Origin of the sequence: Microcoleus sp. AT3-A2, from assembly GCF_036705685.1 — a bacterium.
Taxonomy (GTDB): domain Bacteria; phylum Cyanobacteriota; class Cyanobacteriia; order Cyanobacteriales; family Microcoleaceae; genus Microcoleus.
The window spans coordinates 152,030-178,662 of the sequence record NZ_JAUBVF010000001.1 but is presented as its reverse complement, the minus strand read 5'-3'; the positions used below and the strand labels follow the sequence as shown (position 1 = coordinate 178,662).

General features: G+C 45.1%; 28 protein-coding genes. 10 read left to right on the top strand and 18 right to left on the bottom strand.

The window, feature by feature from the left end:
• Window positions 1–111 precede the first annotated feature (111 nt).
• The 3 genes from QUB37_RS00795 to QUB37_RS00785 form a co-directional block, all read right to left on the bottom strand.
• Window positions 112–540, bottom strand: coding sequence for a heavy metal-responsive transcriptional regulator (locus QUB37_RS00795; RefSeq protein WP_333158165.1), 429 nt, complete (start codon window positions 538–540; stop codon window positions 112–114).
• A 103-nt stretch (window positions 541–643) separates the two neighbouring features.
• The gene (locus QUB37_RS00790) at window positions 644–937 is read right to left on the bottom strand and encodes a hypothetical protein (protein ID WP_333158163.1); all 294 of its coding nucleotides are present in this window, start codon (window positions 935–937) and stop codon (window positions 644–646) included.
• Window positions 938–1,291: 354 nt separating this feature from the next.
• On the bottom strand, window positions 1,292–1,462 hold the full coding sequence (locus tag QUB37_RS00785; protein WP_172186391.1) for a hypothetical protein: 171 nt from the start codon (window positions 1,460–1,462) through the stop codon (window positions 1,292–1,294).
• A 167-nt stretch (window positions 1,463–1,629) separates the two neighbouring features.
• Between QUB37_RS00785 and QUB37_RS00780 the strand changes: the two genes are divergently transcribed.
• The 3 genes from QUB37_RS00780 (at window position 1,630) to speA (ending at window position 5,865) form a co-directional block, all read left to right on the top strand.
• On the top strand, window positions 1,630–2,220 hold the full coding sequence (locus QUB37_RS00780; RefSeq protein ID WP_333158160.1) for a DUF3611 family protein: 591 nt from the start codon (window positions 1,630–1,632) through the stop codon (window positions 2,218–2,220).
• Between the two features lie 169 nt (window positions 2,221–2,389).
• On the top strand, window positions 2,390–3,544 hold the full coding sequence (locus QUB37_RS00775) for a helix-turn-helix domain-containing protein (protein WP_333158158.1): 1,155 nt from the start codon (window positions 2,390–2,392) through the stop codon (window positions 3,542–3,544).
• 311 nt (window positions 3,545–3,855) lie between these two features.
• Window positions 3,856–5,865 carry a biosynthetic arginine decarboxylase gene (speA, locus tag QUB37_RS00770; RefSeq protein ID WP_333158156.1) on the top strand — a complete coding sequence of 670 codons (2,010 nt, stop codon included), beginning with the start codon at window positions 3,856–3,858 and terminating at the stop codon, window positions 5,863–5,865.
• 129 nt (window positions 5,866–5,994) lie between these two features.
• Here the strand turns inward: speA and QUB37_RS00765 are convergent, their stop codons facing one another.
• The 9 genes from QUB37_RS00765 to QUB37_RS00725 form a co-directional block, all read right to left on the bottom strand.
• The gene (locus QUB37_RS00765; RefSeq protein ID WP_333158153.1) at window positions 5,995–7,158 is read right to left on the bottom strand and encodes an NDP-sugar synthase; all 1,164 of its coding nucleotides are present in this window, start codon (window positions 7,156–7,158) and stop codon (window positions 5,995–5,997) included.
• Window positions 7,159–7,632: 474 nt separating this feature from the next.
• Complete coding sequence (locus QUB37_RS00760; RefSeq protein WP_333158151.1) at window positions 7,633–8,448, bottom strand: segregation/condensation protein A; 816 nt, start codon at window positions 8,446–8,448, stop codon at window positions 7,633–7,635.
• A gap of 87 nt (window positions 8,449–8,535) precedes the next feature.
• Window positions 8,536–8,925, bottom strand: coding sequence for a LapA family protein (locus QUB37_RS00755; protein WP_333158149.1), 390 nt, complete (start codon window positions 8,923–8,925; stop codon window positions 8,536–8,538).
• A gap of 200 nt (window positions 8,926–9,125) precedes the next feature.
• Window positions 9,126–9,950, bottom strand: coding sequence for a DUF3153 domain-containing protein (locus QUB37_RS00750; protein ID WP_333158147.1), 825 nt, complete (start codon window positions 9,948–9,950; stop codon window positions 9,126–9,128).
• A 242-nt stretch (window positions 9,951–10,192) separates the two neighbouring features.
• Window positions 10,193–11,497, bottom strand: a complete 1,305-nt coding sequence (locus QUB37_RS00745; protein ID WP_333158145.1) for a TldD/PmbA family protein — start codon at window positions 11,495–11,497, stop codon at window positions 10,193–10,195.
• Window positions 11,498–11,635: 138 nt separating this feature from the next.
• Window positions 11,636–14,662, bottom strand: coding sequence for a tetratricopeptide repeat protein (locus QUB37_RS00740; RefSeq protein WP_333158143.1), 3,027 nt, complete (start codon window positions 14,660–14,662; stop codon window positions 11,636–11,638).
• Between the two features lie 146 nt (window positions 14,663–14,808).
• A complete protein-coding gene (locus QUB37_RS00735) occupies window positions 14,809–15,132 on the bottom strand; it encodes a hypothetical protein (RefSeq protein ID WP_333158141.1) in 324 nt (107 codons plus the stop codon).
• A gap of 5 nt (window positions 15,133–15,137) precedes the next feature.
• Complete coding sequence (locus QUB37_RS00730; protein WP_333158139.1) at window positions 15,138–15,659, bottom strand: tetratricopeptide repeat protein; 522 nt, start codon at window positions 15,657–15,659, stop codon at window positions 15,138–15,140.
• A 47-nt stretch (window positions 15,660–15,706) separates the two neighbouring features.
• The gene (locus QUB37_RS00725) at window positions 15,707–16,066 is read right to left on the bottom strand and encodes a single-stranded DNA-binding protein (RefSeq protein WP_333158137.1); all 360 of its coding nucleotides are present in this window, start codon (window positions 16,064–16,066) and stop codon (window positions 15,707–15,709) included.
• Between the two features lie 330 nt (window positions 16,067–16,396).
• On the opposite strand from QUB37_RS00725, the gene QUB37_RS00720 reads away from it, so the two are divergent.
• The 3 genes from QUB37_RS00720 to mreD all read left to right on the top strand — a co-directional run bounded on the left by QUB37_RS00720 (window position 16,397) and on the right by mreD (window position 18,861).
• On the top strand, window positions 16,397–17,404 hold the full coding sequence (locus QUB37_RS00720; RefSeq protein WP_015174156.1) for a rod shape-determining protein: 1,008 nt from the start codon (window positions 16,397–16,399) through the stop codon (window positions 17,402–17,404).
• An 87-nt stretch (window positions 17,405–17,491) separates the two neighbouring features.
• Window positions 17,492–18,298: a rod shape-determining protein MreC gene (mreC, locus tag QUB37_RS00715; RefSeq protein ID WP_333158133.1), complete on the top strand. Its 807-nt coding sequence runs from the start codon at window positions 17,492–17,494 to the stop codon at window positions 18,296–18,298.
• A complete protein-coding gene (mreD, locus tag QUB37_RS00710; protein WP_333158131.1) occupies window positions 18,295–18,861 on the top strand; it encodes a rod shape-determining protein MreD in 567 nt (188 codons plus the stop codon). Before mreC ends, mreD begins: the two co-directional genes overlap by 4 nt.
• Before the next feature lie 87 nt (window positions 18,862–18,948).
• Here mreD and QUB37_RS00705 read toward each other — a convergent pair whose 3' ends face one another.
• Window positions 18,949–19,740 carry an HAD family hydrolase gene (locus QUB37_RS00705; protein ID WP_333158129.1) on the bottom strand — a complete coding sequence of 264 codons (792 nt, stop codon included), beginning with the start codon at window positions 19,738–19,740 and terminating at the stop codon, window positions 18,949–18,951.
• A 246-nt stretch (window positions 19,741–19,986) separates the two neighbouring features.
• Here QUB37_RS00705 and argB point away from each other — a divergent pair, with 246 nt between their 5' ends.
• Together argB and QUB37_RS00695 are read left to right on the top strand one after the other, a co-directional pair.
• A complete protein-coding gene (argB, locus tag QUB37_RS00700) occupies window positions 19,987–20,898 on the top strand; it encodes an acetylglutamate kinase (protein ID WP_190663671.1) in 912 nt (303 codons plus the stop codon).
• 235 nt (window positions 20,899–21,133) lie between these two features.
• The gene (locus QUB37_RS00695; protein ID WP_333300865.1) at window positions 21,134–21,325 is read left to right on the top strand and encodes a DUF4926 domain-containing protein; all 192 of its coding nucleotides are present in this window, start codon (window positions 21,134–21,136) and stop codon (window positions 21,323–21,325) included.
• Between the two features lie 95 nt (window positions 21,326–21,420).
• Here the strand turns inward: QUB37_RS00695 and QUB37_RS00690 are convergent, their stop codons facing one another.
• The 5 genes from QUB37_RS00690 to QUB37_RS00670 form a co-directional block, all read right to left on the bottom strand.
• Window positions 21,421–21,717: a hypothetical protein gene (locus tag QUB37_RS00690; RefSeq protein ID WP_333158125.1), complete on the bottom strand. Its 297-nt coding sequence runs from the start codon at window positions 21,715–21,717 to the stop codon at window positions 21,421–21,423.
• The gene (locus QUB37_RS00685) at window positions 21,704–21,997 is read right to left on the bottom strand and encodes a BrnT family toxin (RefSeq protein WP_333158123.1); all 294 of its coding nucleotides are present in this window, start codon (window positions 21,995–21,997) and stop codon (window positions 21,704–21,706) included. Before QUB37_RS00685 ends, QUB37_RS00690 begins: the two co-directional genes overlap by 14 nt.
• Before the next feature lie 266 nt (window positions 21,998–22,263).
• Window positions 22,264–22,653 (bottom strand): type II toxin-antitoxin system VapC family toxin, encoded by a 390-nt coding sequence (locus QUB37_RS00680; RefSeq protein WP_333158121.1) that lies wholly within the window; start codon window positions 22,651–22,653, stop codon window positions 22,264–22,266.
• Window positions 22,650–22,988 (bottom strand): hypothetical protein, encoded by a 339-nt coding sequence (locus QUB37_RS00675; RefSeq protein ID WP_015174148.1) that lies wholly within the window; start codon window positions 22,986–22,988, stop codon window positions 22,650–22,652. The genes QUB37_RS00680 and QUB37_RS00675 overlap by 4 nt, the downstream gene beginning before the upstream one ends.
• Before the next feature lie 309 nt (window positions 22,989–23,297).
• Window positions 23,298–25,277, bottom strand: coding sequence for a DUF262 domain-containing protein (locus QUB37_RS00670; protein ID WP_333158119.1), 1,980 nt, complete (start codon window positions 25,275–25,277; stop codon window positions 23,298–23,300).
• A gap of 337 nt (window positions 25,278–25,614) precedes the next feature.
• Between QUB37_RS00670 and QUB37_RS00665 the strand changes: the two genes are divergently transcribed.
• Together QUB37_RS00665 and QUB37_RS00660 are read left to right on the top strand one after the other, a co-directional pair.
• On the top strand, window positions 25,615–25,821 hold the full coding sequence (locus QUB37_RS00665; protein WP_333158117.1) for a type II toxin-antitoxin system VapB family antitoxin: 207 nt from the start codon (window positions 25,615–25,617) through the stop codon (window positions 25,819–25,821).
• A 182-nt stretch (window positions 25,822–26,003) separates the two neighbouring features.
• Window positions 26,004–26,612: a DNA-binding response regulator gene (locus tag QUB37_RS00660; RefSeq protein WP_333158115.1), complete on the top strand. Its 609-nt coding sequence runs from the start codon at window positions 26,004–26,006 to the stop codon at window positions 26,610–26,612.
• The last annotated feature ends 21 nt before the right edge of the window (window positions 26,613–26,633 follow it).

The following is a 26,633-nucleotide window of genomic DNA, read 5'->3' as shown; positions in this document are numbered from 1 at the left end:
GCTCAACACGATCGACCAAACCACCCACAACACCACCCACAAAACCACCCACAACACCATCAAGGGAAGGAAACCAATAATTCCTTCCCTTTTTTTGTATCTTTCCGCCGCTCAATCCCGCTGAATGTTCGGACAAATCGTGCTAGTAATGCTCGCCTGCGAGGGTTGCTCTTGCCAGCAGTTGAGAATGCCTTGCAACTCCCCCTTCAAAGTTTCTAAGGCTGCAATTTGCACGGAAATTTCCTCTACCTTAGCCGTTAGATGCTGCTTCGCTTCAGAGCAAGGCAAGTCTCCCCGATCGCGAACCTGTAAAATATCCTTAATCTCCTGAAGGCTCAAACCCAGAGCCTGAGAGCGTTTAATAAACGCCAACCTGTTGAATACGGTTTCGCCAAACAAGCGATAACCAGCGGGCGAGCGCTTTACCGCAGGAGACAGCAAGCCCATCTCCTCATAGTAACGAACAGTTTTCACCGACAAACCACTACAGGCAGCTACAGAGCCAATTTTGTACAGTTTCTCGGCAACAGAAATATTCATAAACCAAGCATCCAAGATCGAAAGACTTTCTTGCCCTATCTTTTAGTGCCTCAGATCCAGGGAGTCGATCGGCACATCGCCCAGTCACCATTGCCCGGTAATCTTAATAAGGAGGATTTTTTTTAGACACATTAAGCACAGGCAACTGGGGGCGAGAAGACTGAGGAGGAAGATAGTATTCAGGAGCAGGTGCGGTTTGTTCGGCTCCAGAGCGGTAAAATTGCCACCAGCGGAGAGCCATCGCCACCCCAGCGGTGCCAAGCCCAAAAGCCAATAAAGAGCCACTCGCACCCATGCTGCCGATGGCTGCATCGACAACGCCCACTGTCACAACAAAGCTGGTAATTGGCTCTTTACGGTAAGCTGACCTCAAAAGTCGCGTCCACGAAGCATTCATTTGGTTTTACTCTGTTCTATATTTATTTACAAGCTCTAAAACTTAGAGTTGGCGGAACGATCGGGATTTCTAGCTCAAAGACTAGCTTCACCTAAATTAATCTTCTCGCCTGTGGGGAATTGTACGGGAGCGAGGCAAAATTGCCAAGCTTGTAAAATCAAAATTCCACCCCATATATACCTCCAAAAGCCAGCTATTGCATTCGGGAACAGATCTCTCTCGACAGAGAACTCGCTGGGCTTGTTTCTAATTAATATTTTAATCAATTCCCGAATTTGTCGCGGTCAGCAGCAGTCACACCCGCTGCCGGAAGAGTCAAGACAAAGTGTAAGGCTGACCGCGCCATTGCTAAAATTAGTTGAGACCTAACCAGGACAGCAAGCCCTGGCCTGTGACATACTCGATAATTAAAGTTAGAGAAAAACCGATCATCGCGGCTCGACCGTTAAGGCGTTCCGCGTAGCTGTTGAAGCCAAACTTTGGCTGTTCCAGTTTGGGAGTGACCGTGGGTTGTAGTTGTGTCATTGCTTTGGGTACCTGGCGATCGACGCTATTCAAATGTGAAATCCAATGTTAGTTACAAATCTTAAACATTGCTACTTCTATTATAAAGAGGGTTAACCGCCGTCAACCGTCCCCGAAGAGAAAAAACTGCTGCCAACTAATGCCAATTAATTATACCCGCTCAAAATATGACTAATCAGTTAGATAACGATAAGCTTCCTGTCGCCGTACAGCGAGTAGCCTTTGCCCTTCGTACAACAGGCTGGGTTTGCTTCTGGGTACAGGTAGTGCTAGGGGTGGTAGCGGCGATCATTTTGCTCTTTGCCATCCCCTTCGCCCTCCCCAGGGCTAACGCCGCTGCGGGTTCAACCAGTGCCGGCACCGGCGGCGGCGTATTTTTTGCCATTTGCGGGCTGGCCGTACTCGCTTACAGCATATATCGCTCTTTCCGCTTCACCCGCTTGTCGAGACAACTGCGATCGCCCGCTAACGCTGTCCGTCCCAAAAAAGCAGACACCATCAAAGAGGTGCGGCTGGCACTGATGAGCAACTTATCAGGAATGGTGCTGACGCTGATCGGCGCAGAAGCCATCAGCGGCACGCTTTTAGCCAAATCTCTAGCTCAGCCGCAAGCCTTGTTCGGTGCCGCAGTTGATTTGGGCCGATTTATTCAGCCTCTAGATATATTTGTGGTACTCGCCAATACTCACGCCACTGTTGCCCATTTTGTCGGGATTTTCGGAGCTCTTTGGTTGCTCGATCGCATCCACAAACAATAGTTATTGGTGAGGGGCAACCGATGCCCGATGCCCGATGCCCGATGCCCGATGCCCAATGCCCGATGCCCGATGCCCCACTCTCCCACTCTCCCCCAACCTACATCCGGAATCACTGCCAACCTGTCGAAGAACGTACTCAGATACCTTCTACCAAGACAACATGAATATTATGGCACTGAAACCCGAGGCTTATTTTGGGGTGACAGATCACCCAACTATTGAAATTTCTCAAGAAAGTTTTCGTTCTGTCCTAGGTCAAATAGAAGCTGAACTCCTCTGTAGCGACACCTATAGCCACGCTCTAGCTAGCCTGCAAACAATGTTGGGCGAAGCAGCCTCCGCTGCCGAAATTTTAATTAGAGCAGTTAGCAGAGAAGCCGTCAAGCTTGCATTTGACAGATTTCCCAAACAAAACAAAATTGAACCGCAAGTACCCCAAGATAGTGTTACTGCTGTAAGTCCTGCCATTGAGACGGTGACAGAAATTCAAGAATTGGAGCCACCAGTAGCTGCTCCTGTCTTCTATTGGCGCAGCGCTAGTGTGGAAGCGCCGCCCCAAACCGAGTCCGACACCGAAGAAAACTCCGATCGAGACACTAACACTTCTGAAGACAGCAAACAAGCGCCCCAAGACGAAATTAAAGTCGAGTCGGCTCCACCTGCAACTGTCACCGTCCCCGGAAAATCCTTCCCAGGGTTCGGTTTTCCCAAAAAGCCGAAAAAACTCACCAAGGAAGAAGAAGCAGCAAAAGCAGTTCAAGAGCGAGAAGAGTGCTTGCAGGAGTTGGGTAGAGAATTGCGTAAGGGACGGCAAGTTCGCTCCCTATCCCTGCAGCAACTCCACAGTCAAACTCTCGTGCCGCTGCACCACATCGAATCGATCGAAAATGGGGAAATCGACAAACTGCCCCAAGATATTTACGTTAGAGGTTTTATCCGCAGACTGGGCGACGCCTTGGGACTAGACGGCAGCGCTATGGCGAATGCTTTGCCCAAACCCGCTCCGACTCCAATTCCCAGTATGTATGTGTCTGTTTCCGATTCCGAGTCAGGCGAAGGCTTTCAAATGCGTCCGGTGCATTTATACATCGGCTACACCGCTTTGATGGCTGGAGCTGTAGGGGGTTTGGGTTGGCTGTCGCAGCAACCCGTGGTGCCAGGAGCACAGGCAGTACCTCCAACGCAGGTGACACCGCCCGCCTCAGTTGCACCGGCTCAGAAAACCCCAGAAAAAGCACCTCAACCGGGCTTGAAGAAGTCTGATAGTCACGGGGGAATGATTATGGGGGCTGACATGGCGCCGCCGGAGGTGATTTTTGGTTAGTGTGTGTCGGGCGAGCGATCGTCCGACAACTCTCTTGGCGCAGGTGAACTCAGAAACCCGGTTTCTGAGTTCACCTGCATAGGGATACTTGCTTGAAGAAATGAATCCTGGAGAGCAATTACGGTTAAGATTTTAGTTCAATCCCTCGCTTTTCATCTATCTGTAGAGTCAATTCTAAAATCTAAAATCTAAAATCTAAAATCTAAAATCGCCGGCCCCTGTACCCAAAATGATTTTTCAACTGCATCAGGAAACCCGATATGTGCGATAAACTATCTATTTGACCACTCCTAAAAGAGGTTTCCGATAAGATGAGTTCCCCAGCCACCGCTGCTTTCTCCGATCTCGATCCGTTATCGACTCACTCGCCAACAGTCACGAGTTTGGCGGCACCAGACAGTGCTTTGGTAACGGCGGCTCAACTGCCACAAGAATCTTGGACAATAGAAGATAGTGAGAAACTCTACCGAATTCAAGGTTGGGGCGAACCGTATTTTTCGATCAATGCAGCCGGTCACGTTACAGTTTCTCCCAAGGGCGATCGCGGCGGTTCCCTCGACTTGTGCGAACTGGTAGAATCCCTGAAACAGCGAAATTTGGCTTTGCCACTGTTGATTCGCTTTTCGGATATTTTGGAAGACCGGATCGAGCGCTTAAATTCTTGTTTTGCCAGAGCGATCGCTCGGTACAATTACAAAAATGTCTATCGCGGTGTCTTTCCAGTAAAATGCAACCAGCACCGACAATTAATTGAAGATTTGGTGCGTTTTGGTAAACCCCATCACTTCGGACTGGAAGCCGGCTCTAAACCGGAATTAATGATAGCTTTGGCGACCTTAAAAAACCCAGGCGCTTTATTAATTTGTAACGGTTACAAAGACCGCGAATACATCGAAACTGCTATTTTGGCGCAGCGGCTAGGGCAAACTTCCGTAATTGTGCTGGAGCAAATAGAGGAAGTAGAAGTCGCAATCGCCGCGAGCAAAGCATTAGGAATTAAACCGATTTTGGGAGTGCGAGCAAAACTCACTACCAAAGGCGTTGGCCGCTGGGGAGGTTCTACGGGCGATCGGGCAAAATTTGGCTTGACAATTCCTGAAATTATCCGTGCAGTCGGCGAACTAAAAAAAGCTGGAATGCTCGATTGTTTGCAGTTACTGCACTTCCACATCGGCTCTCAAATTTCCTCAATTAGTGTCATCAAAGACGCCATTCGAGAAGCCAGCCACATTTATGTAGAATTAGCTAAATTGGGAGCTAATATGAACTACTTGGACGTAGGCGGTGGACTCGGCGTTGACTACGACGGGTCTAAAACAAACTTCCACGCTTCCAAAAACTACAATATGCAAAACTACGCTAACGACGTAGTAGCGGGAGTGAAAGATGCCTGCGACGAGCGGAAAATCCCAGTCCCAATTATCATTAGCGAAAGCGGGCGGGCGATCGCTTCTCACCAATCAGTCTTAGTTTTTGACGTACTCGGTACTAGCGATGTCCCCAGAGAAGTACCAGAACCAGTAGATGAAAACGCGCACCAAATTCCGCGTAATCTCTACGAAATTTACCAATCTATCAGTCCCGAAAATTACCAAGAAGTTTATCACGATGCTATCCAATTTAAGGAAGAAGCAGTCAGTTTATTTAACTTAGGCTATTTGGGGATTGCGGAACGGGCGAAAACCGAACAGTTATACTGGGCTTGCTGCGATAAAATCCAGAAGATCGCACGGCAAAAAGAATATGTATCTGACGATTTGGAAGACTTAGAAAAGGTGATGGCGTCCATTTATTACATCAACTTATCTGTTTTCCAGTCAGTACCGGACAGTTGGGCAATTAACCAATTGTTCCCAATTATGCCAATTAACCGACTCGACGAAGAACCGACTCAACGCGGGGTTTTAGCCGATCTAACCTGCGACAGCGACGGCAAAATCGACCAATTTATTGATTTGCGAGATGTAAAGTCGGTTTTGGAACTGCATACTCTCAAACCTGGAGAACCTTACTATTTGGCGCTATTTTTGGGAGGTGCTTATCAAGAAATTATGGGCAACCTTCACAACTTATTCGGTGACGCAAATGCAGTTCACATTCAGCTAACACCTTCTGGCTATCATATCGAACACGTTGTGAAAGGAGACACTATGAAAGAAGTCCTCAGCTACGTACAGTACGATTCAGAAAATTTGGTGGAAAGCATCCGCCGTCAGACAGAAGCAGCTTTGCAGCAAAATAAAATTACTCTTTCCGAGGCACAACTTTTGCTGCAAAATTACGAACGGAGTCTCAGCCAATATACTTATCTTCAGTCTTAAAATGTAGGGTGCAACCTAAGCACATTACCAGAATTAAAAGCTGAGATCATAAACGTAAAAGTAGGGTGCGCCTAGCGCACCTTACCTTGATCCCTTAGCAATTGCCAATTAGCAATTAGCAATTAGCAATTATGTACCATGACCGAGAATTTCAGATATCGCCCGTCGCTCTTCTCCGTGTTGAGTCGGCAAAACTTGGCGAGCATCAGTAATCAGCCAATCGAGAGCCGCCGCTTGCAAATCGATCGCAGCGCCAGTTTTATCAACGCAGTAGCGCCCGAACACCAGTTTGTCCACCAACCGCACCTCCGGGCCCAAACGCGAATACTCAAAAATCACGCTGTTTTCCACAGTGGCGCCACTGCAAAGCCAACAATTTGGGCCGATCATTGTCGGGCCGATAATTTTTGCTCCATCCTCAATGATCGTCATCCCGCCAATGTAAACAGGCCCAGTAATATCAACCTTATCCCAGTTAACAGCTACATTCAAACCAGCGTAAATGCCAGGGCGTACTTCAATTCCCGGAATCGAAACATTTTTAACTTGTCCCAGCAGCACGCTCTGAATTGCCCGCCAATAGTCAGGAACTTTGCCGATATCCACCCACTCAAAGTCCATGGTAATCCCGTAAAAAGGCGCGCCTTCTGCTACTAGCGCGGGGAATAACTGCGAACCGATATCGTATTCCTGACCCGAAGGGATGTATTTGAATATTTCCGGTTCAAAAATATAAATACCAGTGTTAATGTCGGTACTCAGAGCTTCCTCTACAGAAGGTTTTTCTTGGAAAGCTTGAATTTTGCCAGACTCGTCTGTTACCACCACTCCGTAACTGGGAACTTCCTCGCGGGGAACCGATTTCATAACAATAGTAGCGATCGCCCCTTTTTCCCGGTGCCACTTCACAGCAGCAGTCAAGTCCAAGTCAATCAAAGCGTCGCCGCACAGCACCACAAAAGTATCGTCAAAAAACGGCGAGAAGTCTTGAATTCGTTTCATGCCACCAGCCGAGCCGAGAGCCTCTCCAATCATTTCTCCCTCCTCAATTCGCCCTTCAAAAGAATAGCCAATTTGTACGCCAAACTTTTGACCGTCGCGGAAGTAGTTTTCAATCACGTCTGCCAGGTGGGAAACATTGACCATAATCTGGTCAAATCCGTGCTGGCGGAGCAATTCCACCAAAAACTCCATCACTGGCTTTTGCAGGATGGGAATCATCGGTTTGGGTATTGTCTGAGTAATAGGACGGACGCGAGTGCCTTTACCGGCCGCCAGAATCATCGCTTTCATTCTTAACTTCCTCAACCCTCTGTTATCTGTTAACTGATATCAACTGAACAATTAGATGCTAGCGGTTGCGATCGTCGAATCGATCGAGCACAGCAAAATCCTGACCCCGCCCAAAAACGGGTACAAGTTTCCGACGCGAGCGTTCGGGTCGATTTCAAAATTTTAGACGCTAGTTCAAGCTCTCAGATTCAATGCGAAAGTAAATCTAAAATCTAAAATCTAAAATCTAAAATCTAAAATCTAAAATCGACTGACCTGTTTATAGGCGCCATCGTACCAGGCTATCAATCATTTATTCCGAATTTACCTAGATTTAAGAAACCAAGTATCGGGAACCAGCAATAACTTCACACTCCCGCTCTCCGCATCCCAGACTCAGCAACAGAATGCCATAGAGCAAGATTCTGCCTGGAATCTTAACCGACGCAGTGGCATTGTTATTAGTTTCCCCCGATAACCTAATACCCTGCAAGCTCAAAGCGCGCGGATTTTGAGGTCTTGGTAAAACTCCTCTTGAAGCAACTCTACTTTAGACTGAGCCGATAGCAGCAACAACGCCCAAAAAATACCCACGCGGTCATGATTTGGCAAGTTAACTTCCCCAGTCGATACCGGGAGTTCTGGGTTGACAGGAGAGTGCAAATCGTTATGATGCCAGAGTTCCAGCAATTTGTCTAAGTCGAGCCAACCCTCGTCTATTTCCGCGCCCCGCTGAGCCAGAAACCGTTCGAGTTCGCTAGCAGTTTCTACGAGATTTTCTTGGTGAGCTAGCTCAAAGATAGCCTGGGCCGCTTGCGATCGCATTTTTGAGGTAGGGCGGCGCCGGGGGGTAACTGTCTGCTGCTCCATTGCTGCTTTCATTAGCTGCAACTGCTCAATCAGTTCTGGGAGAGTCACCGGGCGTTTTTGCGGTAGTTGAGCTACACCGCGACGGCGCAATTGCCGCTCTAAATGCTGCGGCAAGTGTCGCCCGCCTGAGTGCTCTGCGTCTTCTACTGCCGGCTCGTCGGCGTCGGGATTCGCGGGGGGTTCTGAGAGGACGATACTTTCTGCTTTGAGCAAAACCAGCATTGAAGCGTACAAAAACGCTTGGCCGGAGTGGGACAAATCCGAGAAATCCTTACTCTGATCTGCATCGCAGGCGTTCGTAAGCTTACTCAGACATCGATCGAACACTTCAATTACCTTAACGTCCCAAGGATCAATTTCTCCCCGTTCCGCTAGGTCAATTAAAATTGCGATACCCTCGGAAATCGTTTCTAAGCCATCTTGGTCTCGGGAAACGGTCATTCGATTTTAGATTTTAGATTTTAGATTTTAGATTCTAGATTTTAGATTTTAGATTTTGCCTCTGGGAAGACGAGAGAGCATATCAAGTTAATTGGCGGTTATTTCAGCAGCTTTTGCCTCAATGGCTGCTATTTCTAAACTTATCGGTTCTGCACTTTCTAACAAAGGTTGTTGGACTTCTACTTCGGCTTTATAGCGTTCCAGATTTTGTTCTAATTCCTGAATCCGCTGCTCTTTTTCGCGAACTTGGCGCATCTCTTGGCGCAACGCAAGGGTTCGCTGCATTCTCGACCACAGACTGAACAGCCACGCTAGTGTTGCCCCTAATCCGGTCGCTACAATTAGTTCTACGCACAGCGGAGCTTTAACTTGGACGCCTTCGATAACTTGAATCGCGACTGACTGTGTATTTTCGATGCTGAAAAATACTAGAGCCAAGCAAATCAGAAAGATGAAGAAGAAATTTAGCGCTCGCATTTTCTCTGTTCCTAATTCTCAATTCAGGTTAAGCAAATTCTTGGCCCATCGTCAACTGTCTTTTGGCAGATGCTGCCAGTTTTTTTGATAAGATCAAATCTGGTCAATTAACCATAATATCCGGGGAGGGGCGGGCTTATTGGAACTCAGAGAGTTGATTGAAGAGATTGGTTAACCCGCCCCTGCAGGACATATCCTCTTTAGGTTTGGCCGATGTTTTGCGGTTTCTTGCCGATTCCAAGTGCTGGCAATATTTTATATTTCAAAGCAATGCCCGCCGCCACAAATAAGGCAATAATCAGCGCCCCAATTCCTACGGGACTGGGAATCCAGAATATCGCCTCCAAATAGTTAACTTCTCCGGGTTTGAGCTTCCAAACTAACTGTTTTCCTTGCTGATAGCTTTCGGGAACCAGCGCACCGGCGACAGTTTCAATACTTTCGGCGCCCCAAGGCGTGTTCAAGCTAAAGTCTAGCTCCAAAAGTCCCCCCGGACTCAGCAGCAGACTGCCATTAGAAGAAAGCAGTGAAAGAGAGCGCAAATCCAATTCCAAACTCAACCGATTTCGCAGCACCAATAACAGATTATTCTGCTTGACATTCAGGTGAGATTCAAACTTCGGCAAATCGGTTTCTAGCGGACTTGCAACCCGAGATTTTGGGGTTTGTGCGATCGGATTGTAAAATTGGTTGAACTTGTCTTGCAACTCGGCTCCATTATTGAATGGAATCCTCACTAGAACTTCTGTGGGGGAAAGTCGTTTAGTTTTTCCGTCCAGCAACCTCACCCGGCGTTCTACGCTTTTCAACCATTCTGCAACAGTTTCGCTGCTGAAGCTCGTCAACCTTTCCCCCAGTTTAATGTGCTGCACGATTTCGCCACGAGTTTGACTCTCAAAGTTAACCCCGACATCGTACTGAACGCATCCAGTCACTAGAGTTAAAAGGCAAAAAACCAAAGGTAAAAGAAAGAAAAAGTGCTTTTTCTTCTTCCGAGTTCCATCCTTGACATTTTGCTCTTTCATTGTACCTTTTTCCCTGTTTTTTCCTATTTGCATGAATTAGCAAAGCGTTGAATTGCCGGCACTGTTTCTGTGTTTTTATTTCCACGTCTGGACTTGCGAACCCCATACCCAAAACCAGGTTTATGGGCTACCGCAGGGCGATTTGACAGATGCTTTGTGGCAGAAACCAGTTTTTTTTGATGTGAGTGCTAAAATTTTTCTAGCAACAGTATCAGCGTCACTTGGAATTAACCGCACTGAAATTATTGCCTGGAAGCTACACCCAACTGTTGAAACAGCATACTCGGCAAATATGCCGCACCGCCTACCCATTCGGCTTCGCTACTCAAATCTGCCAAATTTTTAAAGGCTTCAAAAATGCTGCCTGCCACCATTGTATTCTTGACGCGACCCACAATTTTGCCTTTTTCTACTTTATAGCCTAAGTCCAAATTGACAGAAAATTCGCCAGCTAACTGATTGGACTGACCGGCGCCTAAAACCTGCTCTACTATTAGACCTTCGTCCATGCTAGCAATCAAGTCTTGAGTGGCGGTATTTCCTGGGGAAATGCAAAAGTTAGTCAAATCAGGGCCGGGGCGAGACAATCCGCCACGAAAACCGTTGCCGGTTGATTGTACACCGGCGCGAGCGGCCCACCTGCGATCCCAATAAAATCCGGTGACAGTACCTTTGTCTATCAAGATTTTGCGGGTGGTGGGCGTACCTTCGTCGTCAAAGGGACAAGCAGAAGGGCCTAAAGTGGGGTCTTCAAAAAAGGTAAAGCGTTCGTCAAATAAGGTTTCGCCGATTTTGTCGGCTAGGGGAGAGGCTTTTTGAACTACTGCTTGACCTGAAAGAATGGTATCAAACAAGCCGCCGAGGGTGCTAGCGGCGGCTCTGGGGGTAAATAATACTGGGTAGGAACCGCTGGCGATGGTGGCTGAATGTTCTGCGAGGCGGTATTTTTCGAGGAGTGATTCGAGGATGCTGTTGGTGTCGAGGGGACGATCGCGCGCAACGTCGTAACTGTATGCTTGCATAAAATCTTCTCCCTTTACCAAATTTCCGGCGATCGTCCCGCTGACTATTTGGCTGCTTCTTTCGGCATACACGTCTCGCGTCGTGGCAATTTTCACGCGGCCGCTGCGGACGTGGAAGCCGACATCTACCATAATATCGGGATTGTAGGCGTGAACTTGCTCGATCAGGTGTTTGCCGTTTTCGACTAATTCTTGAGTTGTGGGCGGAGTGTAGGTGGTTTCCGGGCCTTTTAGGTGGAAGTTGGAGGCTAGTTCAAATTCTGCGGGGTCGCCGATTTCGGCTGTTTGAATCGCTGCATCTACTAAATCGTCTATCCGTGTTAAATCTGTGGAACTGGCAAAACCGATTTTGCCATTGTAAATCAGCCGGAGTGCTACGCCTTGCAGGGCTTTGGTTTGCAGGGATTTGAGGCGATTGTTTTCAAATTCGATGGGGGTGTCTTGACTCGACAGGTAGTAGACTTCAGCCGCATCGGCGCGCTGAGAGGCCAATTTCAAAATCTGGTCTACGGTTGAATCGCTCACAATAATCGCCTTTCTGGTTTGGTCTTTGTTTTATTTTAGCGATTTAGGGTGTGGCCAGAAACCGGGTTTTTTCCCCGGATATCGATACACCACCCAAAAACTGCGAAAAACCCGGTTTCTTAAGTCAGAGTGCATCCATCAATCCCCAGCCATCTGCTGAACCGCAGCAATAATTTCTTTCACTGTCTCCGCGTCGGGCGATCGCAAATGCTGTAAAATCTCCAAAGATTGCTGTAAATAATTCAAAGCTTTCTCAAAATCTCCCTGCGCTGCTAACAACTGTCCAAGCATTGCGAAAGTAGCAGCTTTCCCTTGAACATTGCCAATTTTTTCCTTAAGTTCGAGTGATTGTTGATAAAAGGCAATCGCCTGTTCTACATCTCCTTGATTGGCATAGATTCCTGCTAGTTCGTGCAAATTAGCAGCTTTCCCTTGAACATCGCCAATATTTTCCGTAAGTTCGAGAGATTGTTGATAAAATGCGATCGCCTTTGCTACTTCTCCTTGATTGGCATAAATTCCTGCTAGATTGTGCAAAGTAGCAGCTTTCCCTCGAACATCGCCAATCTTTTCATGAAGTTCGAGAGATTGTTCATAAAATGCGATCGCCTTGGCTATTTCCCCTTGATTGGCATAAATTATTGCTCGATTGTGAAGAATGGCTGCTTTTACTCTTTCGTCGGCGGGCGGACACTCATCTAGTGCTTGTTGGTAATACTTTTTTGCTGCATCCGTTTCACCCAATTCAGATTGAGAACGAGCCAAACTGTGGAAAATGCGATAATTTGGAAAAACTGCTAAAGTCTCATCGCAAGTTTTCACAGATTCGCGAAATCGACTTTGATTACTCCACCGATGTGTCAAAAACTCGGCAATTTCTACCGAAATATTTTCCACTTTTCCCAGCATCGCCAACCGATGAATTTCTAACCCCTTTTCCTCGGTAGAATATTCCGCTTCCTCCAACCAGAGACGATACAAAACCTCAGCCGCTTGTCGATGCAAACCTTCGCTATCCTCCGGCAAATTTAGCGACAAAATCCGGGGTACTCGCAGCGATGAATCTGGACTGACTTCTAACAAGCCCAAGGCTATGGCGCGGTTGATATTTTTGTCAATATCGGCAATGCTGGTACAAACAGCGGCGATCGCTTCCCCCGGCACTGGTAACTGATAAACTAATGCCAACTCCAGCAGATTTGTCAATTTAGGTGATAGCTGCTTCAACAATTCCTGATTCAAAATATCTTCGCGAAACTCCGCAGTTGTCTTCTCGATTTGTGCCAAAATCGCAGTTACATCCAGTTGTTCAGCTAGCAACACCAAATTCAACCGTTCCAACAACCGAGGATTTCCATCTGCCAAATTCTGTGCTGGCGATTTCAATTTCTCATCCACCTTAGATCCTGGCGCAAAAGCCTCAAGCTGACTGCATTTTTTCTGCAAATCTGCGCCTTTAAAACCATCCAAAGACTGCTTGTAGAAATCCCGCAACAGCCGCGAATCAAAATCGTAACGACAAGTGAGAATTAAACGGTGAGGCGCATTAGTTTCTTGAATTGCCCAAACCAAAGCCTCTAAAATCCTTGCCATTTCCGGCAGTAACACATAATCGCCACTATTTGGTCGCGATTCTAAATTATTTTCAAAATCATCCAAAACCAACATAAACGGCTTCCCATTCCCGCCTGAACCCGTTTTATCCGAGGACTCTGCCATTTCTTCCAAAGCCCAAAATAGGTCGCGCAAGCGATATTTCAACTCCTCATCATCTCGCTGCAAAGCTGATCGCTGCAACTTCTGTAACTTGTCGCCCAACTTACTCAGCAAACTTGCTTCATCAACTTTTCCCGACCAAACAATCTTATCAAATTCCGTCAATCTGTCGCACAATCTAGAAGCCAAACTACTTTTACCCAAACCTCCCATGCCGTAAATCAAAACACCCACTTGAACCGAGGGAAATTTTAATTCTTTCAAACAGTTTTGAATTTGCCGCCGCCGTCCCACAAAAGCTTCGCGAGTTGGGACTTTTACCTGCTGCCCCGCAGCATCCAAAAACTGCTCTGTAACCGTCGGTTTCGGTGCGCCTTTCCGCCCGCGAGTCCTCACAGTCGTAACCAAATTGATCGGCATATTTCCCGCTACATAAAGCCGCAACAAATGCCAATCTCGCGCCTCGTGAGCAATTAAAGCTTGATAAGTCTTACCCAAAGCCTCCGTCAATTCGTAGCCTGCCGCCAAACTCTTATATAGCGCTGCGGCGGCCGCCGTCGCATCCTCATCTCTCACCTTTTTGCCCCAACCCAAAACAGCTTTAGCGCCGAAACTCAGCAACTCTTCAGCCAAGGAAGGAATCAACCCGGATTTGCCACGCTGTCCCGTCCGACAACCCGACATAAATAGTAGTTTAGGAAGACGAAATCTCAATGAACTAGCGATATCTTGACCGCTAGCTAGATAATTTTTACCAGTCTCAGTTTCGGTATAAAAACGCGGCTCACCGCTATCATTAATAGTACCATGACCTGTCAAATGCAAAACATCAAAATATCCCTTGTCATGACTATCAATTAAATATCCCAATTCCGTCAAACAGCCACTTTCTTCAACTATTAGGGCTAAATCTTGCCTCGCATCCTTTGTTGCTTTCAGAATCAATCCTTCTTCCTTCTCGAAATCCAGCACAGGTTCTACATCCAGCGGCGAAGCTGCCATAAATAAGAGATTCAGCGCTCTATTTTCCGGCGTGGCTTCATCAACTGACAACTTTTTAATGCTGTCCGAAGACATCCAGCGAACCGGCACAATGGGCTGGGGCTTTACTACCAAAAAACTCTGACCATCGTGCAGCACTTCCCAAGGCAAATGAGCGAGTCTTTCTGCCGTTGCGATGGCTAAAATAATGCTTTCTCTACCCAACTCTGCAATTTTCCGAGAAAACAGGCGTTCGGTGCCATCAAGCCAGTCAAATAAACGTTTTCCCGTCACAGGATAGCTTTCTGGTAGAGCCACATAATAGTCTTGTTCGGCAAGTTTAATTAAATCGGCAATTTCTGTCAGACACAGCCGCCTCGATTCATAATGATTGGGATTGTCTAAAAAATAGCGAAATTCAACATAATTATCTTGAACAGTTTTGAGGTCTAGGTGTATAATTTTCACAGTTATAATTTATATTTTGCATAAGATTAAAGTTGAATACGATTTTATTTTTATTTTCCCGGATATTTTGCGATTTAGTTCGGATATCTCTACGTCCCGATTACGGGGTTTCGTAGGGGCGGTGCCCTGGTGCCCGCCCTCTCCGTTTATTCGTCCAGAATTTGCTTAATTTGGTCAATGGTGGCATTTTCCAACAGCAACCGACGCCCGCGCCTACCAACAATCAAAACTTTCTCAATCTTTTTACCAGATTTGCCTTTTTTGTATTCTTGATACCACTTGCGAATTTGTTCTGCTATGGCGAGAGTTCCGCCAGCAATAGCTACAATAGCGCCAACAGTTGCTAAAATTCCCTCTTTTTCATCATCTCCCACCGTTTCCCAATTTCCCGACAAGCCAGAAATCGCAAACAATTCTTCCGTAGCCGCAACTGCATCTTGTCCTTCGACGCTGATTTGAATATCTGCCATTACTTTTAATAACTAAGAAATAAGCCACCTAAAATTAGCCCGATCGCAATTAACGCCACCCAAATAAACCTATTATCTTTCGTATTAACCTGACTCAAATCTACCGGTTCTGGTACGGCGGGCTTGGGTTTAGCGTACTTGATATCAGCGTTCGGATTGGCTTGAAAACTGATTGATTGATTTTCATCTAAAGCTGCCAAATCAGGGATTTTCACCATCCATTCAGGAGGGATAGTGAGTTTGGGAGCTTCGAGAATGAACAGCAAGCGCTTTGCTTGCTGGCGGGTTTCTTGGCGGGGATGGCGGGTGAGCTTGCGGCAAAGCTCGATCGCCTTTTCTGTATTGCCAGAGGCTTCGTAGGCTGTCACTAGCCACATCTGTACCTCACCCCCCAACCGGGAATTTCGATCGACTAAACCGGTAGCTGTTTCTAAACTCTGCACAGCTTGAGCATACCGGCCACTCTCAAAAGCTACTTGCCCAGCTTGGTACTCAGTTTGAACAATTTCTAACTTTTCTGAAGTCACGAGCACCCACCCAATTCACAAATATTAATTCCCTAATTCCCCAAACACTAGAATTCGCTGTTGTGTTGCGACATACCCGACTCATTGTCGCGTTTGGAACCCAGCAAGTCTAAATGGTCTACCTTAATTACAGGCTTCGAGCGATTTGAACCCGTATTGCGATCTTGCCAGCGATCGAACTTCAAAGAGCCTGTTACGCCAATTAGAGAGCCTTTGCGAACATAATCAGCAGCAATCTGCGCTGTTTTGCCCCAGATTTCCAGATTGAACCAGTCTGGTTGATCGCTGTTCTTGGCTCTGCGGTTCACTGCCAGCGTCAAACTACACTTAACTGTACCCGACTCAAAATACTTCACGTCCGGGTCGCCGCCGACGCGGCCTACTAAAGTCACAACATTAAGACTCATAAACTTTTTTGGGAATGTGGTCGATCGGTGATGTAGTTAAACAGTCCACACGCGCATTAGCCTCCAAACTGAACTTGGAACAACGCTTGTGAGGCTTCATCCTGATTGTACATCGAGTTAGGAGAACATATTGATGGTGGATGATTGGCAAGTCTGCGCTCAACCTGAGCTCGACAATGTACATTTCTGACTAGACTCAGGATGAAAAACGTAATAGAATCCACCTCGGTTACACTTTTGTAACAACATTATTGCACACAATAGTATTTTAGTTTTTGGGGGGGGTACGAATCAGTGGGTCTTCTCAATCGATTTTCGTTATCTAGAGATATGGGTATCGACCTCGGTACTGCTAACACGCTCGTTTATGTATCGGGCCAAGGTATTGTTCTGCAGGAACCTTCTGTAGTGGCGATCGACCAAGATTTAAAAATACCGCTGGCTGTTGGAGAAGAAGCCAAAAAAATGCTCGGCCGCACGCCAGGGAATGTCATAGCACTGCGCCCGCTTCGCGACGGGGTAATTGCAGACTTCGATACGGCAGAACTCATGCTTAAGACTTTTATCCGCAGGGTTCACGAAGGCCGAAGCTTAGTTTCGCCACGGATAATTATTGGCATCCCCAGTGGTGTCACCGGAGTCGAGAGGCGTGCTGTCATTGAGGCGGCGACTCAGGCTGGTGCTAGAGAAGTACGGTTAATTGATGAACCCATCGCTGCGGCGATCGGGGCTGGGCTGCCTGTTGCTGAGGCGACTGGCAATATGATTATAGATATAGGCGGAGGTACGACGGAAGTTGCGGTTTTGAGTTTGCAAGGTACGGTGATCAGTGAGTCTGTGCGGGTAGCCGGCGACGAACTCAATGAGGCGATCGTCCAATACATGAAAAAAGTTCACAATTTGGTCATCGGCGAACGCACTGCTGAAGAAATTAAGATTCAGGTTGGTTCTGCATATCCAACTCCAGAGGATGACGATGTAATGATGGAAGTGCGGGGCTTGCACTTACTGTCGGGTTTGCCGCGAACTGTTACTATCAAAGGCCCTGAAATTCGCGAAAGTATGTCGGAACCGCTTTCAGTAATTGTGGAAGCTGTCAAGCGTACTTTGGAACGCACCCCCCCGGAATTAGCAGCAGATATTATTGACAGGGGAATTATGCTGGCTGGTGGTGGCGCGCTGATGAAAGGTTTAGATACTCTGATCAGTCACGAAACAGGAATTGTCACTCACGTGGCAGCAGATCCGCTGTGCTGCGTGGTTCTGGGGACTGGTAGGGTATTGGAAAACAAACAGTTGGAACGGGTTTTCAGCGGGCAGTCGTCGCGTAATATGTAGTTAACAAATTTGGGATTGTGGATTTAGAAATACGGCTGCAATCTCAAATCTAAAATCCTGACTTAACAATTTTAGATTAGTGAAATTATGCTAAAAAATACATTCCGAAAGTGGTGGGATCTGCGACTGCCAATAGCTCTTTTAGGTTTAGCTGTAACGGCCGCTTGGGGAGTTCGGGAAACACAAGGTGAGGCAGTATTTGAAGTCTACAATTGGGTGACTCGTCCGTTTCACGCCAACGGCTCTGGGCAAGAGGAACTCATCTCGGCGCGCACTCAAGAATTGCAAGCGCAGGTATTAGAATTAGAAAATCAAAATCAGAAGCTAAAAGAGCTTTTAGGTTACGTTTCGGCTAAGAAACCAGCAGGGATTGTAGCTCCTATTGTCGGTCGCAGCGCCGACCACTGGTGGCAGCAAGTAACCTTGGGGCGTGGCAGTAAGGATGGCATCAAAACAGATTTTACTGTCATGGGCCCCGGCGGTTTGGTAGGCAGGGTTGTCAGCGTTACTCCTAATACTAGCTTGGTGCTGTTAGTCAGCGACGCTACAAGTCAATTGGGTGTCGGAATTACCCGCAGTCGCCACATGGGTTTTATGCGCGGGAAAGGCGGTAATCAGGCTGTGATGGAGTTTTTTGATAATGTTCCCAATGTCAAGCCTGGGGATGTGGTTTCAACCTCTTCTTTTAGTCAGTTGTTCCCTCCTGGTTTGCCGGTGGGAAAAGTGGTTTCGGTGGATATGAATAAAACTCCGGCTCCAGAAGCTGTTGTTGAGTTCTCTGCACCGATGAATGCTCTGGAGTGGGCGGTGGTTTACCCCCACTCTAAGCAAGCCGAAACGAAAGATTTACAGAGTCAATCTTCAGCAGCATCTGAGGGAGCACAGCAACAATGAAAGCTTTATCTCGGATGTCTTCGCGATCGCGCCCATTTCTCAACTTCGCAGTTACATTTCTATCTGTGATGCTGTGCATACTGATATTGCCCACTCGGCTGCCGGGAATGGAATTGCTGGGAATTGGACCGAACTGGCTGTTAATTTGGTTGGTAGCTTGGAGTATTAAGCGGAAACGTACAGTTTGGGGAGCTGCAAGCATGGGCTTGGTTTTGGGGTTTCTTCAAGATGCGATGACGGCTCCTCATCCCAGCCACGCTGTGAGTCTAGTTGTTGTAGGAGTCCTAACAGTTGTTTTGCAGAAAACCTGGTCGATTCCGGTAGATATTGTTGAGAGAGATCCGATTCCGATCGCGCTAATTGTGTTTGGGATGGCGGTGGTAGCAGAAACGGTGATGGGGCTGCAATTTTTTTCTATGGGCGATCGGGCTTTACTGGAAATTTGGAGCTATCACCAGCGAGTGGCTTTGTGTTCTGCTATTCTTAGCAGTCTTTGGGCTCCGGTGATTTATTTCCCGCTCAATCGCTTGTGGGAAATGACCAGGAATTTAGAAAAATCTTAGTCATTAGTCATCAGTCATCAGTCATTCGTTAACAGTCAACAGTCAACAGTCAACAGTCAACAGTCAACAGTCAACAGTTAACTGTAGTCATTCTACTATTACTTGTTGAGCCGAACCTAATAAGTGATGAACGGCAATAATCAAATCGCTGAGAATGAAATTAGGCTGGTGCTTTTGGAGTTGATAGCGGCTGCGAATTCCGCAGGTAACGGCAATTGTAGGTATTCCCAATGCTTTTCCTGCGAGGATGTCTGCTTCTGTATCTCCAATCATCCAAGCCGAACCCAGCGATGACTCAAATTCTTCTGCCACTTCAGCCAACAATTCAGTTTTTAAGGCTGTATAGTTGTGATAGGCGGCATCCGCCATCTGAGTTCCGCGAATGCTGGTAAACAGTCTGGCTAAACCGTAATTTTGTAACAGTTGAACGGCTTGATTTCTCGGCCGCAGGGTGACTAAAATCAGTCGCACGCCGCGGGAGTGCAGAAGTCCGATCGCCCATTGCACTCCCGGCTGGATGCGATCTAAGTGCAACAAGTCTGGCTGATTGACAATCTGACTGACGCATCCGAGAAAAACGTGAATTTCTTCTCCCGACAAGCCGGAACTTTTGGCTATTTCAGCATCGGGCACTCGGTTTTGCTTCATCTGCCAAAACTGCTGTTTGCTGAGGATTTGAAGGTTGAGGTTGATTCCCCGATCGAGATAAGCTGCTTGAGTATCGGCTAATCCCTGTTGATAGGTGGCATAGTAGCGCTCGGACACATCGACTATGGGCCCGTCTAAATCGCAAAATACCGTCATCCGGGGGGACGACTCAGCTTCTGATGGTAGCTTGTACTGAAGGTTTTCGGAGTTTTGGGCGACAGCAGTTAACATAAAACGTTAAGTAAATCTAGGGAGTTATACATTTATTGACTGTAGCAAAAAATGTATAAGTTATAATACATAAATTTTAATGCTTTTATAAAAAAAACCTATGTTTTTTTTGAGGATGGGGCTCAATAAGGGCGATCGGGCCTCTGCGTCCATAACTTGAAGGGAAAAAGTGATTTTTGTGGCTGTTAATATGTGCTTTAGCCATTAAAGTTTAGAATTAAGTTTTTAGTCTTTTGTAATTTACCCATGCTCAAACAAAGCGATTTTGTTAGGAATTCGGACACTAATCGAGTAGAGGTGCTGTCCGAAGCACTGCCTTACATTCAACACTTTGCCGGTCGCACCATTGTGGTCAAATATGGCGGTGCGGCGATGAAAGATAGCAATCTCAAAGACAAGGTGGTTCGGGATATTGTGCTGCTAGCTTGCGTGGGGATGCGTCCGGTTGTGGTTCATGGCGGCGGCCCGGAAATTAATATTTGGCTGGAAAAATTGGGAATTGAGCCGCAATTTAAGGATGGTTTGCGGGTGACTGATGCGGCGACAATGGAAGTTGTAGAAATGGTTTTGGTTGGGAAAGTAAATAAGGAAATTGTTTCGTTAATCAACCAAGCTGGCGGCAAAGCAGTGGGATTGTGTGGCAAAGATGCGAATCTGATTCAAGCTCGTCCAGATGGCCGGGAAGGAATTGGATTTGTGGGTGAAGTCAGCGGCGTAAAAATCCAGATTTTAGAGTCTTTGGTGAACAGCGGTTATATTCCGGTGGTGTCGAGCGTGGCGGCGGATGAAAAAGGTCAATCTTACAACATTAATGCTGACACAGTGGCTGGGGAAATTGCGGCTGGTTTGGGAGCAGAAAAGTTGATTTTGATGACTGATACTGCGGGAATTTTAGAGGATTATCACAAGCCAGAGAGTCTGATTGCTAAGTTAGATATTCAGGAAGCGAGACAGTTGGTTGAGTCGGGAGTTGTCTCTGGGGGGATGATTCCGAAAGTTAATTGTTGTGTGCGGAGTTTGGCTCAGGGTGTGAATGGTGCTCACATTATTGACGGTAGAATTCCTCATGCTTTGCTGCAAGAAATATTTACGGATGCGGGGATTGGGTCGATGATTGTGGCTTCTGAGTTTAGCAGCGCGAACTTAAGGCCTAAGTAATGCCTATATCCTAGCGTGGGGAGGGCGGGTGCGTGAAATGGGTAAACTCGCTGCGATTGCGTATATCCTAACTAAACCTGCCCCTAAAAACCTTGAGAAGGTACTTCTGGGGGATTACTTCAACTAATTCTAACCGTTGTTGAATTTCAGCTTTTCTTAAACTATGATCAAACACTTTAGAGTTTTGGATTCTGTTGCGATTCTCAAGCCGATTTCAAATACGCGATTAGCGCTAGTGGAACCAGAATACGCATCTATTTCTAGTTTGCCAGTTGGACTTGTGGGAACTATTATTGAAGTGTATGATACGGAAAAGGAATGTCAGTATTTAGTGGAGTTTGCTGATAGTCAAGGGAGTGAATATGCTATGGCTATGTTGAAAGCTGATGAAATTTTAGTTCTGCAATATGAACTTGCAGTGGCTTAGTAATGTGAGGGGAATAGAAGTTAGATAAGGGCGATCACACTTGGGGACAGAAAGGGCGATCGCCTTTTAGTTTTGTACTTAAATCGCGCCATCATTTAACGTGCTGTTTCAGCTTGAATTTCTCGAATAATAGTTGATATTTCTTCGGCTGACTCAAGGTGTCTAGCTAAAACTTGAGCAGTTTTGTCCAGCAAGCGTTCTGAAAAGACTTTAGCTAAGTCTTCCCGTAAACCTTGCCCTATATAAAACTTAAGCAAGGCTTCTACAGACATATCTCGATTTGCCGCTATTTTCTCAAGTGATGCTAAAGTATCTATTGGAATGTTTAGCGAGACTCTTTCCCCTGTACGAGGTCGCACTTGCAATTTTATTTCTTCTTCAGAATTGTTCATATAATTTCCTTTCAGTGCGGGTAGCAGGACGGGAAGAAATGATGCGTATTCGCAAGCTGCGTTCTACATAAACAACCAGTAATAGGCGTTGAGTGCCGGAGTAACCCAGGATAAAGTTACGCTGTTCGTCATTAGCCGTTGCATCTCCCTCCTGATAGAATGGATCGAAAAAAACTTCTGCGGCTTCTTCAAAGCTAACGCCATGCTTTTCTAGGTTAATCTGGAATTTGTTTGTGTCCCATTCAAACTCAACGCCTTGCAGTCTGTACACACTATCCATGCTTCGATATTAACATTATTTAAATAAGAGCGATCGCACTTTGGGAAAAAAGGGCGATCGAGCTTTGACGAGTCTTCGTAGATGCCGACAAACTGACTAAAAAATGAGAATTAAATAACTTCCACTCTTGAAAGTGGGATGGGCGTCCCGCCCGTCCAAAAAGGACGGGCGGGACGCCCATCCCACAATAACAATTAAAATTGTAAGTTATTTAATTCGCGATCCTAACGCAACCTAAAGATTCGTCTTAAGGCATTTTTTACCTGTCACTGAAGAGTCTGTACATCAGGATATGCCAGAATTTTTGCATCAGCAGTTAGTAAGGGACACCCGCAAATCCTCGCAGTTGCCACAATGATTTGATCTGCTGGATCGCGGTGAAAACCTGTGAGTTTAGTTGACTCGACAATGATGGGAATGGTGAGTTCGAGTAGCTGCACTCCGGGATAAGCCAAAGCTTGTTTTAACCACTCATCAACTGTAACGGACAAAGTAAGTCTTCCCATTTCTACTAATTTAGCAACCTCCCAACAAGAAATGATGCTGATTCCTAAACCTTGAGATTGATATTGTTGTATCCAGTCCCGATGTTTCTGAGTCAGTCGTGTGTTATCGTCAACCCACCAAACCCATATATGAGTATCTAGTAAAATCATTGTAACACTTCCCAATCTTCCAAGGAAACCGCAGGTTCAAACGGCTCATCATAGCCAATGACAGTGCCTCGCAAAGGATATAGAAAAGTATTTTTCATGGTTTCATTTACCAAATTTAGATAGCTAATGAATTCTCGATATCCATCCAATTCTGTTTGTTCTTCGGGAGTGAGATTTGATGCTTGTTGTTGAGCTGTTAAAGTTTGAATTCGTTCCTGGGTTTGAATAGAAGCGCTAAATATTAAGAGTCCGTTGACCAACTCAATGCGGACAGAACCTTCGCTGGGCAAGCTGTTGGGTAAGTGAGGCAGCTTGATGGGCAAATTAGCAATCATGGCATTAATTGACTGTATTTGATGTTGATTTTTTAATTATACCGATCGCTCTGTTGAATTTGACAGTGGTTGCCATGCTGAAATTATAGGGCGATCGCACTTTGGGAAAAAAAGGGCGATCGCCCGCGTGAGATTTAGGATAGGATAAGGGCCCACTTTGGTACTTGGGATGACCACCGCCCTGAATCTTTTACCGAGTTTTAGCTTAAGCTATAATAAAGATGGATCTGTCCTGTTAATCTCCGATGACTACACAATCTGTTTCGCGTTATGTCACACGTCACCCTGAAATCTTGCAAGGCGAACCAATTATCGCAGAAACGTTTCAACTTGCCAATCTTCGGAACTTAATCCTACTCTTTCAATAACTTTTAAACAAAATGAATTAATATCTTCAGCAGATAAATTAACTTCAATAAATGCCCCGTTTTCTAGTTGTCTGGAATCTCTTAAATTTTGATCATTCCAATTCACAAAACGAGGATAATTTTGAACAAGTTTCTGAAACTTATCTTGATCTAAATCAGCAACAATATTTAGGGTAGTTTCCAACACATCACGCCAGGTTTTAACCGTATATTTTTTGCTATTTACAAACAAAAATTTCGGTTTTGTTCCCCTAACTATACCCTCAATTTTCTCTTGTCCCGATCCTTCCCCAAAGTAGGGCCATATTTTCAGGCAAATTTCGGCTAAATCTTCCGATCGCTGTTCAATATCTTCTCTATTCCAGGTTGTTTTTTCTTGAAAATACTGATTTAATTCCAGATGACTTTCTAGTAAAATCTCCCGCTTTTTGGGAAAACGATGATTAGAAAGTTCGGGATTATATCCTGTTAAAGTTAAATTTCCCAGCGTATGTAATAAAAGTTCGTGAGTTATTTCCCAATCTTCCCGTAAAGATTTTTCCCAATCTTTATTTAGCTTTTGGGGCATAATATGTTCAATTGAAAGATTATTGAAAGATACCCCTTCTTTATGACCGAATGATTGTTCGATGGATTCTAAAATTAGTCTAGCCTTTTCTGACTTCTTAACACCATAAAGTTCTACTTCTTTTAACATTGATTTAAACTTCTCATCCTTGGGATAGTTTTTGCTACTAAGAGTTTCCTTTAATCCCACCATAAAATTTTGATCTATTTTTTGTCTGATTTGACTGTATAGAGAAGGAAACATTTTGTTTAGGGAGTTAGTGGGAAGGTTACAAACAAAACGCCGAATAATAAAATTTTCAAGAATCTTTAAGACTTCGACAAATTCATCAATTGAGAATTTACCTTCGCTGTAATCATCATAACAATTGAGTAGAAATGGATAGACTGTAGTTAATTCTAGTCGTTTGATCCGCATCAGCAAACTATTAATAGATTTATTGGTTTCCTGACTAGGATTAATTAGTTTATTGTAGTAATCAGCAAATTTAGCTAAATCTTCTAAAGATTCTAAAGCATTTTTGACATTAACCCTATCCTTTAATGTCAAATAAACTTGGTCGTTTTTAACTTCCCGACCATATTTCATTAAATAATGACGAATAAACTCAGTCAAATTATCACCTAAAGCAGCTTGCATCGGTTCCCAATATTTGGCATAATTTTTCTGCTGTTCTTCTTCATTAATCTTCATGAAAAAGTAGTTTCTAATTAAGTCAGCTTGACTTAATGGTTTTCCTTTAGCATTTAAACTTTCAAAAACTAAGTGCGGATTTTCGTCTTTGTCTAAAAGAATACTAACCAAGGAAAAACCGCTAATAATGGCTGTTTTAATCAAGCTCAATTCAATGTTTTTCTGACTTATTTTTTTGTCAAAAAAGCGATAACACTCATTAATTAAAGAGGTTTCAGAATTAAGAGAACCATGATCGATAATATGATGAAAACTCCAGCGATCTGCTTGAGTAGGTTGTAGTTTATATAGTTCTAAACCTGTTTCATAAGGATTAATTAGAATAGTATTATTAATTTGCTCTGCTAGTTTATTTGTTTCTTTTTGTTGTTTGGCGCGATCGCGTACAACAGCCAATAAAATTAAAATAGTTGTTAGTCTTTGTTGACCATCAATCAATAAATATTTAGATACTCCTTCAGGTACAGAAATAGTTTGTAATGTGACAATAGAGCCCATAAAATGAGGTGTTATAGTTTCCTGTTCTGTCAAGTCTATCAGATCATTCCATAAGTTTTCCCATTGTTGTTTTTCCCAGCTATAAGGACGTTGAAATAGCGGAACAAGATATTGTTGGGTTCCTTCTAGGATTTTTTGTAGTTTAGTTTCTGATGCTTTCATATTTTTTGAGGTATATTTCCAGTAAAGTTATTTAAGGCTTGATGTTAGTGGTTTACCACTACGGCAATTTTTTCAGTCTTTTCTCGTCCGTTGGGTTAACGCAAGAAAACCCAATATTTTTTCCATCACAATCTAATCAATATGGCAATTATACATGGAAGTTGGTGCATTACGCCGAATCAGGATTTCTTTCTTTGGGGAGAAACTTGGCGACGAGTCACGCCGGAAGTTCTGAGTTCAGATGCGATCGCCCATTGATATATTTTCAGTGTGACACTAAAAATACAGCATTGTTCGGTGACAATTGCGTCATACCCTACTTGCATGAGGAAAATACATGGTAACTACGCTCGAAATTGACAAAACTCTTCTTCAAGAAGCCCTTGATTTGAGTAATCATCCAACACCTAATACATTAATGGAAGCGGCTTTATGCGAGTACATTCAACGTCGCAAGCAACTAAAAATATTGGAATTGCTCGGTACTATTGACTACGATGAAGATTATAACTACAAGCAACAGCGACAAACAAGCGGAAATTAGTTATTAAAATCCGGCGTAAAAAAATTAGACACGTTATTTCCTCGTGTTGAACCGGGACAAGTACAGAGACTTACCGCGTGTTTGCTTGTATTAAATAAATGATTTCTTGTCAAAAACGATCGCGCCCATTGTTGAATCTGAGTATTCCGACTCGGCGTCCCACCGCCCCAACAAACTCAACTATGTTTGATGTATATAACAATACAGTAAGTAAAGCTAGCACACAACTAACAAACGCTAGCAATTTCGGTTATGCTATCGTTAGCCACATCTCAGCACACCCGAAAATAGCCTCCAAGGAAGACTTATTTGCCGAAGCTGCCAAACACTGGGATTTAGAAAGGCTGTACCAAGCTTTTGCAGAAGCTAAACGGCAAATCTCTCCTCGATCGCGCCGGGGACTAACAGAAACAGAAAAACTTTACCTGCGAGGATTGCTTTCCGGTTGCAGTCCCGCCGAAATCGCCCGCCAACTGTTTCAGAGTTCCAAAAGTGCAGAAGTTTATTTATGTAAAACTTTATACCAATATGTTAAAAAACTCGCAGATGTACCTAACGAACCTGTAGGAAATTGGCGCAATATTTGCGATCGGCTACAGGAAGCCGGATATAAAACTCTGTCTTCTCCTGAATTTAAAATAAATAATTCTGTACCTACAGAAGCATTAGTAAAAATAGTTGGTATAGGTGTGATTGAGAAAAATACAATATCAATTGATATTAACATCAGATTAGAATTCCCCTCAACTTCAGAAACTCCGAAAACAGAAAATTTGGATAAAGAGGATTAGATGGGCGATCGCACTTGGGGA

Coding starts and splice junctions, on each gene's coding strand:
- QUB37_RS00795 (WP_333158165.1), bottom strand. CDS start 540: ATGAATATTTCTGTTGCCGAGAAACTGTACAAAATTGGCTCTGTAGCT.
- QUB37_RS00790 (WP_333158163.1), bottom strand. CDS start 937: ATGAATGCTTCGTGGACGCGACTTTTGAGGTCAGCTTACCGTAAAGAG.
- QUB37_RS00785 (WP_172186391.1), bottom strand. CDS start 1,462: ATGACACAACTACAACCCACGGTCACTCCCAAACTGGAACAGCCAAAG.
- QUB37_RS00780 (WP_333158160.1), top strand. CDS start 1,630: ATGACTAATCAGTTAGATAACGATAAGCTTCCTGTCGCCGTACAGCGA.
- QUB37_RS00775 (WP_333158158.1), top strand. CDS start 2,390: ATGGCACTGAAACCCGAGGCTTATTTTGGGGTGACAGATCACCCAACT.
- speA (WP_333158156.1), top strand. CDS start 3,856: ATGAGTTCCCCAGCCACCGCTGCTTTCTCCGATCTCGATCCGTTATCG.
- QUB37_RS00765 (WP_333158153.1), bottom strand. CDS start 7,158: ATGAAAGCGATGATTCTGGCGGCCGGTAAAGGCACTCGCGTCCGTCCT.
- QUB37_RS00760 (WP_333158151.1), bottom strand. CDS start 8,448: ATGACCGTTTCCCGAGACCAAGATGGCTTAGAAACGATTTCCGAGGGT.
- QUB37_RS00755 (WP_333158149.1), bottom strand. CDS start 8,925: ATGCGAGCGCTAAATTTCTTCTTCATCTTTCTGATTTGCTTGGCTCTA.
- QUB37_RS00750 (WP_333158147.1), bottom strand. CDS start 9,950: ATGAAAGAGCAAAATGTCAAGGATGGAACTCGGAAGAAGAAAAAGCAC.
- QUB37_RS00735 (WP_333158141.1), bottom strand. CDS start 15,132: ATGGCAGATATTCAAATCAGCGTCGAAGGACAAGATGCAGTTGCGGCT.
- QUB37_RS00725 (WP_333158137.1), bottom strand. CDS start 16,066: ATGAGTCTTAATGTTGTGACTTTAGTAGGCCGCGTCGGCGGCGACCCG.
- QUB37_RS00720 (WP_015174156.1), top strand. CDS start 16,397: ATGGGTATCGACCTCGGTACTGCTAACACGCTCGTTTATGTATCGGGC.
- mreC (WP_333158133.1), top strand. CDS start 17,492: ATGCTAAAAAATACATTCCGAAAGTGGTGGGATCTGCGACTGCCAATA.
- mreD (WP_333158131.1), top strand. CDS start 18,295: ATGAAAGCTTTATCTCGGATGTCTTCGCGATCGCGCCCATTTCTCAAC.
- QUB37_RS00705 (WP_333158129.1), bottom strand. CDS start 19,740: ATGTTAACTGCTGTCGCCCAAAACTCCGAAAACCTTCAGTACAAGCTA.
- argB (WP_190663671.1), top strand. CDS start 19,987: ATGCTCAAACAAAGCGATTTTGTTAGGAATTCGGACACTAATCGAGTA.
- QUB37_RS00690 (WP_333158125.1), bottom strand. CDS start 21,717: ATGAACAATTCTGAAGAAGAAATAAAATTGCAAGTGCGACCTCGTACA.
- QUB37_RS00685 (WP_333158123.1), bottom strand. CDS start 21,997: ATGGATAGTGTGTACAGACTGCAAGGCGTTGAGTTTGAATGGGACACA.
- QUB37_RS00680 (WP_333158121.1), bottom strand. CDS start 22,653: ATGATTTTACTAGATACTCATATATGGGTTTGGTGGGTTGACGATAAC.
- QUB37_RS00675 (WP_015174148.1), bottom strand. CDS start 22,988: ATGATTGCTAATTTGCCCATCAAGCTGCCTCACTTACCCAACAGCTTG.
- QUB37_RS00670 (WP_333158119.1), bottom strand. CDS start 25,277: ATGAAAGCATCAGAAACTAAACTACAAAAAATCCTAGAAGGAACCCAA.
- QUB37_RS00665 (WP_333158117.1), top strand. CDS start 25,615: ATGGTAACTACGCTCGAAATTGACAAAACTCTTCTTCAAGAAGCCCTT.
- QUB37_RS00660 (WP_333158115.1), top strand. CDS start 26,004: ATGTTTGATGTATATAACAATACAGTAAGTAAAGCTAGCACACAACTA.